The sequence below is a fragment of the Streptomyces sp. NBC_01775 genome (assembly GCF_035917675.1).
Taxonomy (GTDB): Bacteria; Actinomycetota; Actinomycetes; order Streptomycetales; family Streptomycetaceae; genus Streptomyces.
In genome coordinates this window covers 6,383,309-6,399,403 of the sequence record NZ_CP109104.1, presented here as the reverse complement: position 1 = coordinate 6,399,403, position 16,095 = coordinate 6,383,309, and the positions used below count along the sequence as shown (strand labels likewise).

Sequence of the window (16,095 nt, the reverse complement as noted above, 5' to 3'; positions counted from 1 at the left end):
TGACGGGTGACGGGTGACGGGTGACAGATCGTGTCCGACACCTAACGGATAACAGCAATCAGATGACAGCTGACAGATTTGCGCATCTGTCAGCTGTCATGCACTCTGGACCCCGTAACGCCCCGACACTCCACGCCCCCACCCCGAGGAGAAACCCCTCATGCAGACCCGCACCCTCGGCACCACCGGCCCCCGCACCTCCGCTCTCGGCCTCGGCTGCATGAGCATGTCCCCGATGTACGGCGACAGCGATCGCGCCGAGTCGATCGCGACCGTCCACGAGGCGCTGGACGCGGGCATCACCCTGTTGGACACGGGCGACTTCTACGCCATGGGCCACAACGAGATGCTGGTCGGCGAGGCCCTGCGCTCGGCCCCGGCCGCTGCCCGTGAAAAGGCCCTGACCAGCGTGAAGTTCGGCGCCCTGCGGGATCCGGACGGCGGCTGGGTCGGCCATGACGGCCGCCCGGCCGCCGTGAAGAACTTCGCCGCGTACAGCCTTCAGCGGCTCGGCGTCGACCACATCGACGTCTACCGCATCGCCCGCGTCGACCCGGACGTGCCGATCGAGGAGACCGTCGGCGCCGTCGCCGAGCTGATCGAGGCCGGACACGTACGGCACGTGGGGCTGTCCGAGGCCGGCGCCGACACCCTGCGCCGGGCCGCCTCCGTCACCCCGGTCAGCGACCTCCAGATCGAGTACTCGCTGCTCTCGCGCGGCATCGAGGAGGAGATCCTGCCGACGGCGCGCGAACTGGGCATCGGCGTCACCGCCTACGGCGTCCTCTCGCGCGGCCTGCTCAGCGACCACTGGTCCCGCGACCGGCAGCTGTCCACGAACGACTTCCGCGCCATGAGCCCGCGCTTCACGGGGGAGAACCTCCAGCGCAATCTCGACCTCACCGACGCCCTGAGCAAGGTCGCCGAGGCGAAGGGCGCCACCACGGCGCAGACCGCCATCGCCTGGGTCCTGGCCCAGGGCGCGGACATCGTCCCCCTGTTCGGGGCCCGCTCCCGCCACCACCTCGCGGAGTCGCTCGGGGCCCTGGACGTTACGCTCGATGCCGGCGACCTCGCCGCCATCGAGCGGGCCGTCCCGCCGGACGCCGCGGCGGGCGACCGCTACCCGGCGGCCCAGATGGCCGGCCTCGACAGCGAGAAGAAGAAGTAAGGGACCCATGCCCCCCGAAGCGCTGACCCCCGAACGCGTCCTCGAAGCCACCGAGGAGGTGCTGCGCCGCTACGGCCCGGCGAAGGCCACCGTGGTGGACGTCGCCCGCGCGCTCGGGGTCAGCCACGGCAGCGTCTACCGCCACTTCCGCACCAAGGCGGCGCTGCGTGACGCGGTCACCAAGCGGTGGCTGGATCGCACCAGCGCGAAGCTGGAAGGCGTCGTCGCCTCCGCGGCGCCGCCCGAGGAGCGGCTGGAGAACTGGCTGGCGAGCCTGTTCACCGCGAAGAAGCACAAGGCGGGCGACGACCCCGAACTGTTCGCCACCTACGTGACGTTGGCGGGCGAGGCCAGTACGGTCGTCAACGCGTACGTCGAGGGACTGATCGCGCAGCTCGCGCACATCATCGACGACGGCATCGAAGCGGGCGCCTTCGCGCCACCCTCCGTGGACACGACGACGACGGCCCGCGCCGTCCTCGACACCACCGCCCGCTTCCACGATCCCCGTTACATGGCCGAGTGGTCCTCCCCCGGTATCGACGAGGCCTTCCGCGGCGTCCTCGCGCTCGTCCTGCGCGGGCTGCGCGCGTAGTCGGCGTCAGGCGACCCGCCGGTCCGGCCCGACGACTTCCCCCACCCCGGCAAGGTCCCGCGTCGGTAGCGGCGCACCAGCGCGGGCAGCCATGGCGCGGCGCCGAGCACGGCCAGGAGCGACAGCAGCGGGATGCGCCACCACGCCGGGAGCTGCGCCGGTGGCGGGTGCGGCGCCTTCACCACCCACGGCCGTGCGGTCTTCGACCAGACCAGGAACGCGTCACCGATCGGGGCCAGACCAAGGGCGTACCGCTTGGTCCAGGGGGTGTCGATCGGCAGGCCGGCCAGTTCGCTGACGTTGGCCAGCGCGCCGGCGAGCGGGGCGTCGCCGTGGATCTGGGCCGCGCCGATGGTGACCACGCTCGCCGGCATGCTCACACCGAGCGGGAGCGGACCGGAGTCGACGTCGCCCGGGCCGTCCATGCCGTCGGGGTACTCCCGCACGGCCGGCCCGAGGCCGAGAGGTGAGGCGATGTACCGGTCCCGGAAACGCAGGTATTGCTCACCGGCGAAGACCGGGTCGATGTCGACCAGAAAACGCTGGATGAGGCTCTGCGAGGAGCCCCTGGCCACCTCGATCGGGTCGCCGGTGTCCGGCGCGGCCCGGTGCGGGAGCAGTCCGGTGCGCGGGTCGAGCCGTCGGTGCACCTCCCGCAGCCACCGCCGGACGGTTTCGGCGAACCGGTCGGGCAGCAGGGTGTCGTGCAGCCGCAGCGACGCCATCGCCACGGTCGAGTCGACCGGCCACGCCTGACCGGGATACGCCTCCAAGTACGGCGACTTGGAGGCGTCGAAAGCCGCACCGAGCGCGGCCGAGTCACGGGCGAACCGGCGCACCTCGGACGGATCGCGGTGCCCGGCCGGTTGCAGGCTCAGCACCCCGCCGCGCAGCCAGTTGCTCCAGCCACGGTGGAAGACGCCGTACGGCGGGGTGAGGCCCCGGCTGAACGGGGCGCGGCCGGACGGAGAGTCCAGCCGCCCCAGCGCCCACCGTGCCTCTCGCAGCGCCGTCGACCGCTCGCCGACCGGCTTGCGCATTCCGGTCTCGACCCAGCTCAGACCGTAGAGCGCGTGCAGGAAGAAGTAGCCCTCGGGGAACATCTGCTGCGCGGATTCGCCGGCCCCGTCGTCCAGCTCCTCACGCAGGAACGTCAGCTGCCGCAGGACCCCGGGCGGTTCGCCCTCCGTGCCCGTGGTGGCGGGTACGGCCAGCCGCACCGTGCCCAGCAGGGCGCAGACGCTGACCAGCACGGCGAGCAGCCGGCGTGACCAGCGCAGCCCTTGCCGCCATACCGACGGAGGTGAGGGGCGGCCGTTGCCGCGCCCCGCCTCGGCCTCCGCGGCGGAGCCGGTGTCGGCCGTGGCCGGTGTACTGATCTTCAACCCCTGGCCCCGTTCGTCTGGCAGTGACACCGACCGTCACAACGCGAGTTCCGGCAGCGCGGTTCACTCAGACGGAGCGGTGGCGGCAGGTGGTCGGGCGGCGGGGCCAGGCAGCGGGGCTGAGCGGTGGGGCGGCCGGTCGAGCTGCGGCGACGGAGTGGGTGGCCGTTACAGGTTCCGGACAATCTTTCCCCCTGGTCCCGTGAACTTCCCCCGCCGGGAGCACATCTCACCTCTCGTAACGCTGCACTGGATACGGGGAGCGCCGGACGAAGGCCCGACGCCGGAAAAGAGGAACCATGAACACCAAGCTCAACCGCGCCGTTCGCTGCACCGCCGCCGTGCTGGCCGTCATCGCGGTCGGCGCGGGCGCCACCGCGTGCAACTCCTCCTCCGGGGAGTCCTCTTCCAAGGCCGGCGCACACTCCGCGGCGAAGGACTCCGCGTCCGGCAAGCAGGGCACGGGCGATGCCAAGGTGGCCAAAGCGAAGAAGACCGCCGAGAAGGGCTCACGCACCGACGCCATCAACAGCACCTCCGCCTCGGCCACCACCAGCAAGCGCTGCCACACCGGCGAACTGGACTTCAGCTGGGGCGGCCCGCACGGTGGCCGCCCGGACATGGACGCCCAGAACCAGCAGTCCGCCTCGATCCGGCTGACGAACAGCGGTGACCGCACCTGCACCCTGCGCGGCTTCCCGGGCGTCCGCCTGATCAGCGAGTCCGGCGAAACCTGGGACCTGCGCCGCGCCGCGATCACACCGAGCACCATCACCCTGAAGCCCGGCGACGACACCGCCATGGTCGACATGACCATCCTGCCGGTCCCCAGGGACCTCAAGGACACCAAGCCGTTCCTGCCGAGCAAGGTCCTGATCACCCCGCCCAACGAGACCACCCACGTCACCCTCAAGTGGCCCTACGGCGGCGCCGTCCTGGACCAGACCGGCGCCACCCGTCCCGGCACCTTCATCAACCCCATCGGCGTGGGCTGACCCACCGCCGATGTGGTCCGCACGGTGATCCACAAGAAGGCGCCCGCCTCGGAATCGGCCGTCTAGTAGCCGACCCTGAGCCCCGTTTCGGACAGGGGCCCCACCACGGGCTGGTAGTAAGTCGTGCCGCCCGTCGCGCAGTTGCCCGTGGCGGAGACGAGGACGCCGACGGCGGCGTCGCCGGACACCGCCGGCCCGCCGATGTCGCCGGGCTCCGCGCACACGTTCGCCCGGAAGAGGCCGTTGACGACGCCCTCGGGGTACTGGACGGACACGTTGACCTGCTGGATCGCGCCGCAGCGCCAGCCGCTGCCCGGACCCGAGCGGCAGATCCGCATCCCGGGGGCGGGCGCGATGGCCCGCTCGACGCGGGACGGGCCGGTGCTCGTGGTGACTTCGCTGGGGTACTCCAGATCCGGGTCGGTGTACCGGATGACCGAGTAGTTCCCGCCGGGGAAGTGCGAGGTGACCGTCTCCCCCACGGGAACCTGCCGCTGGGCGTCCGCGAACCACTGCGTGCCCGCGCTGCCGCAGAGGCCCGGCATGAGTGCGTAGAAGGCGTTGCCGTCCGTCGCGTTGAAGCCGACGGCGCAGCGTGAACCAGCGCTGCTGTAGAGGGCGTCGCCCCCGCGGATCGCCGTTACGGCGGAAGCGGGGGCGGGGGCGGGCGCGGCTGTCGCCTGAGCCCCCATGGCGGCCGTCACCATCAGGGGCAGCAGCAGGCCGAGGACGGCACGTACGGCGCGAGCGGCGCGCATAGCGCCTCCTGGGGAGTCGGGGCCGGTGGCTGACGGGCTCATTGTGGCCGGGGTACGCCCGTTCGGTAAGACGTGCTTCCGGCCACGCCGCCGGAGGGACCGCGCACTTCGGGCCCGACGCGTGCCCGGCGCCGGGGCGCCCCAAAGGGGCGTGGGGAACTGCGCGGCAAGCGCATACGCACCCGCAGTCCGCACAGCACAGCCAGGGGCAGCCCCCCGCTCAGCACCAGGAAAAGGGCAACAGAAAGATCCGCCGGACAGGCCACAGAACGGGCAGCCCATAAAGCACCTGCCGGAGGCACACGTACGCCGTAGCGTGCGCACCCATGACGACACTCGCTGACGAGGGCATTCATCCGTTCCGTATCGACATTCCCCAGGCCCAGGTGGACGACCTCCACGAGCGGCTCGACCGCACCCGCTGGCCGGACGAGCTGCCCGGCGTGGGCTGGGCGTACGGCATCCCGCGCGACTACCTCAAGGAGCTCGCGCACTACTGGCGGCACGAGTACGACTGGCGGGCGGCGGAAGCGAAGCTGAACGCGTGGCCGCAGTTCACGACCACGGTCGACGGGGCCAACCTCCACTTCGCCCACATCCGCTCCCCCGAACCGGACGCGACGCCGCTGCTGATGGCGCACGGCTGGCCGAGCTCGATCGTCGAATTCACCGAGGTCGTCGGCCCGCTCACCGATCCGCGGGCGCATGGCGGCGACCCGGCCGACGCGTTCCACCTGGTGCTGCCGAGCATCCCCGGGTTCGGGCTGTCAGGGCCGACCACGGAGACGGGCTGGGAGTTCCAGCGCGTGGCTGCCGCGTTCGCCCGGCTGATGGAACGGCTCGGCTACGAGCGGTACGGGGTCCAGGGCGGCGACTGGGGCGCGGGCATCAACCGTGAGCTGGGCCGCATCCGGCCGGACAGGGTCATCGGCGTACATCTGAACCTGCTGCCGGCCTCGGCCCCGACGCAGGAGCCCTCCGCCGAGGAGCTGGCGGCCCTGAGTCCGGACGAGCGCGCCCGCACGCTGGCCTCCTGGGAACGCAACCGCGCATGGATGCGGGACCGTCAGGGCTACGCCGACATCCAGTCCACCCGCCCGCAGACGCTGGCGTACGGCCTGACCGACTCGCCGGTGGGCCAGCTGGCGTGGATCGCGGAGAAGTTCAAGGAGTGGACCGACTCCCGGGACCGCCCGGAGGACGCCGTCGACCGCGACCAGCTGCTCACGAACGTGATGCTGTACTGGCTGACGGGCACCGCCGGGTCCTCGGCGCGCATCTACTACGAGCGGGCGCACGCCGACTACTGGGGCGGCCCGCCCGATCCGTCGGCGACGCCGACCGCGCTGGCGGACTTCCCCCGGGACAACTTCATCCCGCTGCGGCACATCGCGGACCGGACCAACAACATCGTGCAGTGGACGACGTACGACCGGGGCGGCCACTTCCCCGGGATGGAGCAGCCGGAGTCGCTGGTCGGCGACGTAAGGATGTTCTTCCGGAAGCTTCGCGAGCAGGCCTCCGAGTAACCGCCGGTCCGCTGTGTCCTCGGCCGGGGCACAGCGGCGGGACCGCCGCGGTGCCCCGGGCCGTGGATCACCCGGACGACCGCGTATCGCGGCCACCCACCCGGCGACCGGGTGAGGGGTTGTCACGGTGCTCCGTCGAGGACAGCGGCGATCTGATCGAGTACGTGGCGGGGCGGGGTGTAGGGCACGCGCAGATGGTGGATGAGGGTGGCGTCGGCCGCGAAGCGTGGGCCTGCCGCGAGTGCGACCCCGTTCCGGCCGGCTCGTTCCACGACGGTGTCGGCGAGGGCGGTGGTCAGCCGCAGCCACAGGGCCAGTCCGCCGGACGGGAGGGTGAAGTCCCAACGGCCGTCGTCGGCGAGCAGGTTGCCGAGGTGGTCGCGCTGCTGCCGCAACTCGTGCCGGCGCCGCCCGAGCACCGGCTCCAGGTCGGCGAGCAGTTCGGCGGCGACGAGCTGCTGCATCGGGGCCGCGGACAGCGGCCCGGCCAGCGGGTGGTCCCGCAGTTCGCGGATGAGCGAGGCAGAGGCCCGGATCCAGCCGATGCGCAGGCCGCCCCAGATGGATTTGCTGGTCGAGCCGATCAGCAGCGCGCCGCGCAGGCGGGGCGCGGGTTCCGGCTGGTCGCGCAGGTCGAGGTCGCGCATGGTCTCGTCCACGACAAGGGTCACCTGATGCTCGGCGGCGAGCTGGGTCACGGTCCGGCGGGTGTGCGGGGGCATCAGCGCTCCCGTCGGGTTGTGGAAGTCGGGCACCAGGTACGCGAGGTGGCCGCGCGCGGCGGCGAAGGCGTCCCGCAGTTGGTCCAGGTCCCAGCCCTCGGTGGTGACCTGGCAGCCCACCAGCCTCGTTCCGGGAGCGCGCAACGCCTGGAGCGCGTCGAAGAACGTGGGGATCTCCACCACCGCCACGCGGGGCCGGAAGTGCGCTGCGAGCAGGGTCAGTGCGGACCGGGCCCCGCTGGTGACCAGGATCTGCTCGGGCCGTGTCGCGGTGCCCTCGCGGCTGTACCTGGCAGCGATCGCAGAACGCAGCTCCGCGATGCCCGGCCCCGGTTCACCGTGCTCGGCCAGCAAGGGCCCCGCCCGCTCGACGGCTCGCCTCGTCGCCTCCAGGTAGAGCTCCTGCGGCGCGGCGGGAACGGCCCGGCGCAGGTCGACCAGGGGACCGGCCTCCCCGGTCGCCGAGAGGGGGGCGATCCGTTCCGCGGCGGCCGAGGGGAGCTGCACCCTGCTGGCGCTGCCGTGCCGGGTGCGGACCCATCCGGCATCGCGCAGCCGGTCCAGGGCGGCCGTCACCGTGCCACGGCTCACCCCCAGAGCGGCGGCCAGACGGCGCTCGGCGGGCAGCTCGCTCCCGGCGCGGACACGGCCGTCGAGCAGCGCCTCCCGTACCGCACGAGCCAGCGCCGCGCTGAGCGACGCGTCGGTGTTCCGCCATGGCCCCAGGGCCTGCACCAGCTGTTCGTCCCCTATCCGCACTGGTCCAGTTTTCCACGATTGGACCAGGTGCCGGACCGGCAGGCTTCGTACGGTCGCGATCACACGACCCGAACGGAGACCTGCCATGCACCCGCGACTCGCCACCGACCGCGACGGATTGCCGCACCTGTTGGAGGCCGTCCAGCAGCACGCTGCCGGCGTGCTCGCCCAAGTCTGCGAACGGGAGGTCGTCCCCGCGGTGCCGTTGCCGGACCCGGACCCCCTGCCCGTGCGGGGCGTGGGGCTGGGGGCAGCGCTGGAGGAGTTCGCCGCTCGCTGGGAGCCGGCGCTGTCGGCCAGCGCGGGACCGCGCTATCTCGGATTCGTCACCGGCGGGGCGACGCCGGCCGCGCTGGCCGGCGACTGGATGACCGCGACCTGGGACCAGAACGCCTTCTCGTCCCTGGACGGGGCGGGGCAGCAGCTGGAGCGCGAGACGATCGGCTGGCTGCGGACCCTGTTCGGCCTGTCCGACCACCATCACGGAACCTTCGTCAGCGGCGCCACCATGTCCAACACCGTCGGCCTCGCCATCGCCCGCGAATGGCTCGGAGAAAAGCGGGGCGTCTCACCGGCGGAGCACGGAGCGGGCGCGCTCGGCACGGTACGGGTGCTCTCGGGGGCCGCGCATTCCAGCGTCCCCAAGGGGCTGTCGATGCTCGGCCTGGGACGCCGGTCCCTGGTCCCCGTGCCGACCCTCCCCGGACGGGAGGCCGTCGATCTGTTGGCGCTGGGGCACGCGCTCCGCGAGGCCGAGGGCCCGTGCGTCGTGGTCGCCAACGCGGGCACCGTCAACACCGCCGACTTCGACGACCTGCGCGCCATCGCCGCGCTGCGCGAGCGCTACTCCTTCTGGCTGCACGTGGACGCCGCCTTCGGCGCCTTCGCCGCCCTGTCTCCCGATCACGCGCACCTGGTCGACGCCCTCGACCTGGCCGACTCGATCTGCGTCGACCTGCACAAATGGCTGAACGTCCCCTACGACAGCGCCGTGCAGTTCACCCGCCGCCCCGACCTGCAAACGAGTGTCTTCCAGAACGCGGCGGCCTACCTGGGCCCGCTCGGCGACACCCCCGACACGGCCCACCTCACCCCGGAGAACTCCCACCGCCTCCGCGCCATCGCCGCCTGGTTCACCATGCGGGCCTACGGGCAGGACGGCCACCGCGAGATCACCGAAAGGTGCGTCGGATGCGCCCGCGCCCTGGGCGACGCGATCGGCGGCACTCCCGGCCTGCGGCTGTTGGCACCGGTCCGGCTGAACGTCGTCTGCTTCACCCTCGCCGACAACCCCACCGCCGAACGTCTTGCCGCGCTCACCCGGCAGCTCGCCGACGAGGCCTTCCTCACGCCCACCGTCCTCGATGGCGTTCCCGCCCTGCGCGCCGCCTTCAGCAACTGGCGGACCACCGAAACCGACACCCGCCGGGTAGCCGCGGCGCTGCAAGCCGCGATGCACAAGTTGTGAGCCGACACACCGGCGCCCATCGCGACCGCCCCCGAACGACGATGATCACCACGAAGCGCCTCCGGCTGCGCCCGCTCACCGACGCCGACACCGACTGGTGGGTGCGCCTCCACGCCGACAACGAGGTCAGCCGGTTCGTCGGCAGGTACACCCGCCCGCAAGCCGCCGCGCGCCTGCGCGATATCCAGCAGCAGTGGACCCAGCGCGGCCACGGGCTGTGTGCCGTCGAGCTGAGAAGCACCGGCGAGGCGATCGGACGCTGCGGCCTGAACTGGTGGGAGCAGTTCGGCGAGACCGAGATCGGCTGGACCTTCGCCCGCACGCACTGGGGCCGGGGCTACGCCACGGAAGCGGCCCAGGCCGTTCTCACGTGGGGCTTCGGCCCGCTGGGGCTCAACCAGATCACCGCCATGATCCACCACGCCAACACCGCCTCAGCCGCCGTCGCCCAGCGCCTCGGATTCACACCCCTGCGCGAGGACACCGTCCTCGGCCGCCCCTGCACCGTCTACGCCCTGGACCGGGGCGACTTCCCCTCCCCCTGAACGCCGACCGCGGCCACACAGCCTCGTAGCCCCGTCCGAGTCCCGTCCCACTGACCCCTCGACGGCTAGCGAATTAGCTTGCTAGCATCCTCCTCGTGGGAGACGAGGACGTGAAGCAGTTCAACGTGTACCTGCCGATCGGACTGATCAAGCAGGTCAAGCACCGTGCCATCGAGACGGAGTCGTCGTTGTCGGCGTTGGTCGCCGATGCGCTGCGCGCCTACCTCGACGACACCCCGGCGCAGAGCCGGCCATCACCCGAGAAGGAACCGCCGTCATCCGAGAAGGAGATGTGACATGAGCACTGAAGGCATCGAGGCCGTGTTCCTGGAGACCCACAACTGGGGCAAGGCCGCCAAGTTCTTCCAGGCGCTGGGCTACGAGCTGGAGTTCGCCACGGACCACAACTCCGGCCAGCTGCGCAACGGCGACGGCCCCTACCTCTTCATCGCCGAGGTCCCCGAAAGCAAGCAGCCCGAGACGCGACTCGTGTTGAAGGTGCCCGACGCCGACGCGTTCCGCCCCGACTCCGCCGTCGAGGTGGTCAGCGCCTTCGAGGAGACCCACTTCGGCACCAGGGAGATGACCGTCCGTGACCCGGACGGGCGCCTGTGGAGCCTCCAGGCCCCGGCGGCTCGGAAGTGACCACGGGAGCGGCAGCGGCGGGCGAGGGGGATTCCGTCCTGGCCGACGGACAGACCCCGGCGCCGGACAGCACAGCGGTACGGGTGGCCCTGTGGCGTGCTCTGCACACCCGGATCGACCCGCCGCCCCACGTACTCGAGGACGAGACCGGGCTGCGGCTGGCCGACCCGGACGAGGGCTGGCAGCGCCGCGGGGACATGGACCCGCACGGCACCAGCACGTACCGGGCGAGCATCGTTGCCCGTGCCCGGTTCATCGAGGACCTGGTCGTGGAGCAGGCGGGCCAGGGTGTCGGCCAGTACGTCCTCCTGGGAGCCGGCCTGGACACCTTCGCCCAGCGCAGGCAGGAGATCGCCGCGCGCCTGCGGGTGTTCGAGATCGACCAGCCCGGCCCCCAGGCCTGGAAGCGCCGGCGCCTGACCGAGCTCGGCTTCGGCATCCCCGACTGGTTGCGCCTGGTGCCGGTCGACTTCGAGGCCGGCGGGTCGTGGTGGGACCAGCTGAAAGCCGCCGGATTCGACGCGGACCGGCCCTCGGTGGTGGCCTCGGCCGGCGTCAGCATGTATCTCACCAAGGAGGCGAACGCGGCCACGCTGCGCCGGCTCGCCTCGCTCGCCCCCGGCTCCACCCTGGTGATGACGTTCCAGCCGCCGCTCGAACTCCTCGACGAGGAAGAGCGCCCCGGACTCCAGGCGGCGGAGGCCGGAGCACGCGCGTCCGGGACGCCCTTCCTCAGCTCCTTCGCCCCGGCGGAGATGCTGGCACTCGCCCGGGACGCCGGATTCACAGACGCCCGGCACGTGTCGGCCGCCACGCTCAACCAGCGGTACTTCGCAGGCCGGACCGATGGCCTTCGCACATCGAGCGGGGAGGAGCTGCTGGTGGCAACGGTCTGACCCGGCCCGACCCCGGCGGACTCCCGGCTATGCGAACTGGCCGGGCCGGTAGTCGCCCGCGGTCTGCTGGACGATGACGTTCACACGGTTGAAGGCGGCCGGCGGCCCCGAGTCCAAGAGCGCCTTGTTCGCCGAGGTGAGGTGCTTCAGGACCTTGGCCGTGACCTCGTTGCCGAAGAGGTTCAAGCGAGCGTCCATGGTGGGCCCCTTCGCCGTCGCTGCTGGTGACACATCTCTGACGGAACAGCTCGGCGAGATGTGACAGGAGCGTATGTGACGTGCGTCTCCCCTGCCGCGCCACGGCATGCGCGGACTGCGAAAAAGGTCCGGACCGCCGCCGGATCGGTGCGGGGCGGTCCGGTGCGGTCCGGTGTGAGGCGGACCGGTGCGGGGGGCGGCCGGTCCTGGACCGCCCCCGCCCCCGCCCGTGGCTCAGACCGCCCGGTGGTACTGCTGGGGATGGCGCGGGGCGGCGCCCAGCGCGGCGGCGGCCTCGTTCGGCCAGTACGGCTTGCGCAGGAGCTCGCGGCCGAGGAGGACCGCGTCGGCCTGGCCCGAGCCGACGATCGCCTCGGCCTGCTCGGGCTCGGTGATCAGGCCGACGGCGCCGACCGGCATGCCGGTCTCCTTCTTGACGCGCTCGGCGAACGGCACCTGGAAGCCGGGCTCGACGGGGATGCGCGCGTCGGGGGCGTTGCCGCCGGTGGAGGTGTCGAGCAGGTCGACGCCGCGCGTGTGCAGCTCCTTGGCGAGGCGCACCGTGTCCTCGCCGGTCCAGCCCTCGCGGCCGTCCTCGGGGTTCTCGGTGAGCCAGTCGGTCGCCGAGGTACGGAAGAAGAGCGGCAGCCGCTCGGGCCACACGTTCCGTACCGCCTCGACGACCTCCAGCGCGAAGCGGATACGGCCCTCGAAGGAGCCGCCGTACTCGTCGATGCGGCGGTTGGAGAAGGGCGAGAGGAACTCGTTGATCAGGTAGCCGTGGGCGCCGTGCACCTCGACCACCTGGAAGCCCGCTTCGTGCGCGCGGCGCGCGGAGTCCGCGAACTGCCGCACCAGCTCCTGGATCTGATCGACACTCAGCTCATCGGGGGTCGCGTGCGCCTCGCCGAAGGCGACCGGGCTGGGCCCGACCGGCTGCCAGCCGTGGCCCTGGCCGGGCGCGATGGGGGCGCCCCGGTCCACCCAGGTGCGCTCGGTCGAGGCCTTGCGGCCCGCGTGCGCCAGCTGGATGCCGGGGACGGTGCCCTGGCCGGCGAGGAAGCGGGCGATCCGGGCGAACTCCTCCTGCTGGCGGTCGTTCCACAGCCCCAGGTCGTAGGGGCTGATCCGGCCGTCCGGCCGCACGGCGGTCGCCTCGAAGAGCGCCAGGCCGACGCCGCCGGAGGCGCGCGAGCCGAGGTGGGCCAGGTGCCAGTCGGTGGGAGCCCCCTGGTCCGGGCCCTCGGGAGCGGCGGAGTACTGGCACATCGGCGCCATCCAGACGCGGTTGGGCACGGTCACCGACCGCAGCGTGAAGGGCTCGAACAGTGCGCTCACGGCGCTCTCCAATCCATCGGGTATGCGCTATTACGGTAGCCGCCGTAGTACGACACCTGTCAAATTTTGATGGATGCCGTAATAGCTGCCGTACGATGGACACGTGCCGACGACGACCTCCGTACGTGAGCTCCCGCACCCCACCCAGGCCGAGATCCGCCTGGAGACGGTGCTGCACGCCCTGGCCGACCCGGTGCGGCTGCGCATCGCGCACTCCCTGGACGCCTGCGGGGAGGGCGAGGGCAAGGGCGCGGCCTGCTCCGAGGTCGAGCTGCCCGTCTCCCCCTCGACGGCCACCCACCACTTCCGGGTCCTGCGCGAGGCCGGAGTGATCAACCAGTGCTACCGCGGCACGGCCAAGATCAGCTGCCTGCGCCGGGCCGACCTCGACGCCCTCTTCCCCGGCCTCCTCGACGCCGTCCTCCAGGCAGCCGCCCACCGCCTGGAGGGCTGACCCCCGGAGCAACGGGCCCTCGGCCTCCGGCCGGTCGGCCTCCCGTCGGTCATTCCCCGGTCGGTCATCCCCCGGTCCGAGGCGCGACCCCGGAACCCCCCGCTACCGTGAGGCGCGTGGCTGACTCCCGTAGGTGGCGTGCGTTGGCTGTTCGGCCCCTGCGTCCTGGTGAGCTGGTGGCGTTGGACTGTCTGGCCGCCGCCCAACTTCTGCTCCTGTATGTGGCGGGGCCCTACGACGGCGACATCGCGCCGGTCGTCGGCGAAGACGTGCCGGGGGCGGTGCGGGTCTGTGTCGTGCTGGCGATGACCGTGCCGTTGACGCTGCGGCGCCGCGCTCCGGTGCCCGTCCTGGCGGTGGTCGCGGTGGCCACCGTGACCGCCGCGCTTCTCGGCGTCGTCACCGAGCCGTTTCTCGCGCTGTCACTGGCGCTCTACACCGTCGCCGTCAGCGTGCCGGGGTCGCGGTGGGTGCCCACCCGGGCCATCGCCGTGTGCAGCGTGCTGCTGCTGTGCGTCACGTTCGTCTTCGGCACCCCCAACCGGGACCTGTCGGTGCTCGCGCCGTACGCGCTGGGCACGGTGCTGGCCGGGACCGCGTGGACGGCGGGGCGGCTGGTGCGCGAGCGCAGGGCGTACGCCGCCCGCTCGGCGCGCCAGCTCGCGCACAGCGCGGTCGCCGAGGAGCGGCTGCGGATCGCGCGCGAGCTGCACGACGTGGTCGCCCACCACATCGGCGTCATCACGGTGAAGGCCGGCGTCGCCAACCACGTACTGGCGGTGCGCCCCGACGAGGCGGGCGAGGCGCTGCGCGTCATCGAGTCCTCCAGCCGGACGGCGCTCACCGAGATGCGCCAGATGCTGGGCGTGCTGCGCTCGCACAACGGCGCTCCCGAGCCCGAACTGACGCCCTACCGCGATCTGTCGGCGCTCCCCCAGCTGGTGTCGCGGGCGGCGGCGGCGGGGGTGACCGTCTCGCTGGTCACCCGGCGCACCGAGGGGCTGCCGGAGCCGGTGGGCCTGTCGGCGTTCAGCGCCCTTGAGGGATTTGACCAGCTTGGTCACGCGATCTTGGGCGGGAAGTTCACCAGCAGGTGGACGTGGTTGACCTCGCCGTTGAACTCCACCAGCTCGCACTCGAAGTCCGTGCACACGGATCGCGTGATCTCCTCCATGCGCCTCAAGTGGGCATCGGTGAACTCCCTGTGCCGGAACCTGGTCACGAAGACCAAGTGCACATGCATCACAAAAGCACAGCACCGACCAGTTCTGAGCTCCTGCACCTCACCCATAACCCAAATATGTACCGTGGCCGTCATGCAGCTCCGGTACTCCTTCAGGCTGTACCCGGACACCGGCCAACAGAGAGCGTTGGCACGAGCGTTCGGGTGCGCCCGCGTCGTGTTCAACGACGCGGTGCGTGCCCGCGAGGACGCCCGCAAGGCCCAACAGCCGTTCCCCAAGGCCGGGGAACTGTCCACACGATTGATCACCGAGGCCAAGCGGACAGCGGAGCGGTCTTGGCTGGGCGAGGTCTCCGCGGTGGTGCTCCAGCAGTCCCTGCGGGACGCCGAGAGGGCGTACCGCAACTTCTTCGCCTCCCTCAAGGGCACCCGCAAGGGCCCCAGAACCGGCCCGCCCCGCTTCAAGTCCCGCAAGGACAAGCGACACTCGATCCGGTTCACCGCCAACGCCCGCTGGCACCTCACCCACAGCGGCATGCTAAACCTGCCGAAGATCGGTCCGGTGAAGGTGAAGTGGTCCCGTACGCTGCCCGCAACCCCCACCTCGGTCACCGTCATCAAGGACGCGGCCGGCAGATTCTTCGCCTCCTTCGTCATCGACACCGACCCCACCACCGACGCGACCCGGATGCCCGAAACCGACCGCGCCACCGGCATCGATCTCGGCCTGACCCACTTCGCCATCCTGTCCGACGGCACGAAAATCGACTCTCCGCGCTTCCTGCGGCGCGCGGAGAAGAAGCTGAAGAAGGCCCAGCGCGAGCTGTCCCGCAAGCAGAAGGGATCCAACAACCGGGAGAAGGCCCGCCGCAAGGCTGCCCGCGCCCACGCCAAGGTCACCGACGCCCGCCACGAGTTCCACCACCAGCTCTCCACCAAGCTGATCTCCGAGAACCAAGGGATCGCCGTGGAAGACCTGTCCGTGGTGGGACTGGCACGCACCAAGCTGGCCAAGTCCGTGCACGACGCCGGATGGTCCTCGTTCCTCAACATGCTCCAGTACAAGGCACAGCGGTACGGCCGCACCCTCGTCAGGATCGGCAGGTTCGAGCCGACCTCCCAGACCTGCTCCACCTGCGGCGTCAAGGACGGACCCAAACCCCTCGATGTCCGGGAGTGGACGTGTGCCGCCTGCGGCGCGGTCCACGACCGGGACATCAACGCCGCGATCAATGTGAAGACGGCCGCCGGACTGGCGGTATCAGCCTGCCGAGCACCGGTAAGACCAGGAGCAATCCCGGCACAGCGCGAAGAAACAGGAAGCCACGGATTCCCGACCGAACCCGTGCCGCCTAGCGGCACAACAACGATCGAGAAGGCCAGAATCCTCGGACCTCAACCCGAGGAGCAGGTCAAGAATGCGGGCTGATCATCCCGCGCGCCCCGCACCGTGC

Annotated in this window: 17 protein-coding genes and 1 pseudogene; 12 read left to right on the top strand and 6 right to left on the bottom strand. The window is 71.5% G+C overall.

Going from position 1 to position 16,095, the window contains the following annotated elements; translation table 11 throughout:
* Positions 1-160: 160 nt before the first annotated feature.
* Together OHB04_RS28450 and OHB04_RS28445 are read left to right on the top strand one after the other, a co-directional pair.
* Positions 161-1,171: an aldo/keto reductase gene (locus tag OHB04_RS28450; RefSeq protein WP_326690490.1), complete on the top strand. Its 1,011-nt coding sequence runs from the start codon at positions 161-163 to the stop codon at positions 1,169-1,171.
* A gap of 7 nt (positions 1,172-1,178) precedes the next feature.
* Entirely contained in the window at positions 1,179-1,766 is a 588-nt protein-coding gene (locus OHB04_RS28445) for a TetR/AcrR family transcriptional regulator (protein ID WP_326690489.1), read from the top strand.
* Here OHB04_RS28445 and OHB04_RS28440 read toward each other — a convergent pair.
* The gene (locus tag OHB04_RS28440; protein WP_326690488.1) at positions 1,682-3,151 is read right to left on the bottom strand and encodes a hypothetical protein; all 1,470 of its coding nucleotides are present in this window, start codon (positions 3,149-3,151) and stop codon (positions 1,682-1,684) included. The genes OHB04_RS28445 and OHB04_RS28440 overlap by 85 nt on opposite strands.
* Positions 3,152-3,450: 299 nt before the next feature.
* On the opposite strand from OHB04_RS28440, the gene OHB04_RS28435 reads away from it, so the two are divergent.
* Positions 3,451-4,146, top strand: coding sequence for a DUF4232 domain-containing protein (locus OHB04_RS28435; protein ID WP_326808588.1), 696 nt, complete (start codon positions 3,451-3,453; stop codon positions 4,144-4,146).
* Positions 4,147-4,208: 62 nt separating this feature from the next.
* Here the strand turns inward: OHB04_RS28435 and OHB04_RS28430 are convergent, their stop codons facing one another.
* A complete protein-coding gene (locus OHB04_RS28430) occupies positions 4,209-4,904 on the bottom strand; it encodes a S1 family peptidase (RefSeq protein WP_326808587.1) in 696 nt (231 codons plus the stop codon).
* A gap of 326 nt (positions 4,905-5,230) precedes the next feature.
* On the opposite strand from OHB04_RS28430, the gene OHB04_RS28425 reads away from it, so the two are divergent.
* On the top strand, positions 5,231-6,433 hold the full coding sequence (locus tag OHB04_RS28425; RefSeq protein ID WP_326690485.1) for an epoxide hydrolase family protein: 1,203 nt from the start codon (positions 5,231-5,233) through the stop codon (positions 6,431-6,433).
* 122 nt (positions 6,434-6,555) lie between these two features.
* On the opposite strand, the gene yczR is transcribed toward OHB04_RS28425, so the two are convergent.
* Positions 6,556-7,914 (bottom strand): aminotransferase-like domain-containing protein, encoded by a 1,359-nt coding sequence (gene yczR / locus OHB04_RS28420; RefSeq protein ID WP_326690484.1) that lies wholly within the window; start codon positions 7,912-7,914, stop codon positions 6,556-6,558.
* A gap of 85 nt (positions 7,915-7,999) precedes the next feature.
* Here yczR and OHB04_RS28415 point away from each other — a divergent pair, with 85 nt between their 5' ends.
* The 5 genes from OHB04_RS28415 (at position 8,000) to OHB04_RS28395 (ending at position 11,468) form a co-directional block, all read left to right on the top strand.
* Positions 8,000-9,382, top strand: a complete 1,383-nt coding sequence (locus OHB04_RS28415; RefSeq protein ID WP_326808586.1) for a pyridoxal phosphate-dependent decarboxylase family protein — start codon at positions 8,000-8,002, stop codon at positions 9,380-9,382.
* Positions 9,383-9,423: 41 nt separating this feature from the next.
* Positions 9,424-9,927, top strand: a complete 504-nt coding sequence (locus OHB04_RS28410; protein WP_326690482.1) for a GNAT family N-acetyltransferase — start codon at positions 9,424-9,426, stop codon at positions 9,925-9,927.
* A 95-nt stretch (positions 9,928-10,022) separates the two neighbouring features.
* Complete coding sequence (locus OHB04_RS28405; RefSeq protein WP_326690481.1) at positions 10,023-10,223, top strand: CopG family transcriptional regulator; 201 nt, start codon at positions 10,023-10,025, stop codon at positions 10,221-10,223.
* Between the two features lies 1 nt (position 10,224).
* Positions 10,225-10,572, top strand: a complete 348-nt coding sequence (locus tag OHB04_RS28400; protein WP_326690480.1) for a VOC family protein — start codon at positions 10,225-10,227, stop codon at positions 10,570-10,572.
* A gap of 38 nt (positions 10,573-10,610) precedes the next feature.
* On the top strand, positions 10,611-11,468 hold the full coding sequence (locus OHB04_RS28395; RefSeq protein WP_326692950.1) for a class I SAM-dependent methyltransferase: 858 nt from the start codon (positions 10,611-10,613) through the stop codon (positions 11,466-11,468).
* A 27-nt stretch (positions 11,469-11,495) separates the two neighbouring features.
* Here OHB04_RS28395 and OHB04_RS28390 read toward each other — a convergent pair whose 3' ends face one another.
* Positions 11,496-11,666 carry a hypothetical protein gene (locus tag OHB04_RS28390; protein ID WP_326690479.1) on the bottom strand — a complete coding sequence of 57 codons (171 nt, stop codon included), beginning with the start codon at positions 11,664-11,666 and terminating at the stop codon, positions 11,496-11,498.
* A 234-nt stretch (positions 11,667-11,900) separates the two neighbouring features.
* Positions 11,901-13,004, bottom strand: a complete 1,104-nt coding sequence (locus tag OHB04_RS28385) for an NADH:flavin oxidoreductase/NADH oxidase (RefSeq protein ID WP_326690478.1) — start codon at positions 13,002-13,004, stop codon at positions 11,901-11,903.
* A 103-nt stretch (positions 13,005-13,107) separates the two neighbouring features.
* On the opposite strand from OHB04_RS28385, the gene OHB04_RS28380 reads away from it, so the two are divergent.
* A complete protein-coding gene (locus OHB04_RS28380; RefSeq protein ID WP_326690477.1) occupies positions 13,108-13,458 on the top strand; it encodes an ArsR/SmtB family transcription factor in 351 nt (116 codons plus the stop codon).
* A pseudogene (locus OHB04_RS41945) lies at positions 13,344-14,327 on the top strand (histidine kinase dimerization/phosphoacceptor domain-containing protein); the annotation flags it as partial. The gene OHB04_RS28380 and the pseudogene OHB04_RS41945, both read left to right, overlap by 115 nt.
* A 191-nt stretch (positions 14,328-14,518) precedes the next feature.
* Here OHB04_RS41945 and tnpA read toward each other — a convergent pair.
* Positions 14,519-14,701, bottom strand: a complete 183-nt coding sequence (tnpA, locus tag OHB04_RS28370) for an IS200/IS605 family transposase (protein ID WP_442815113.1) — start codon at positions 14,699-14,701, stop codon at positions 14,519-14,521.
* Positions 14,702-14,774: 73 nt separating this feature from the next.
* On the opposite strand from tnpA, the gene OHB04_RS28365 reads away from it, so the two are divergent.
* Complete coding sequence (locus OHB04_RS28365; protein ID WP_326692949.1) at positions 14,775-16,070, top strand: RNA-guided endonuclease InsQ/TnpB family protein; 1,296 nt, start codon at positions 14,775-14,777, stop codon at positions 16,068-16,070.
* Positions 16,071-16,095 lie beyond the last annotated feature (25 nt).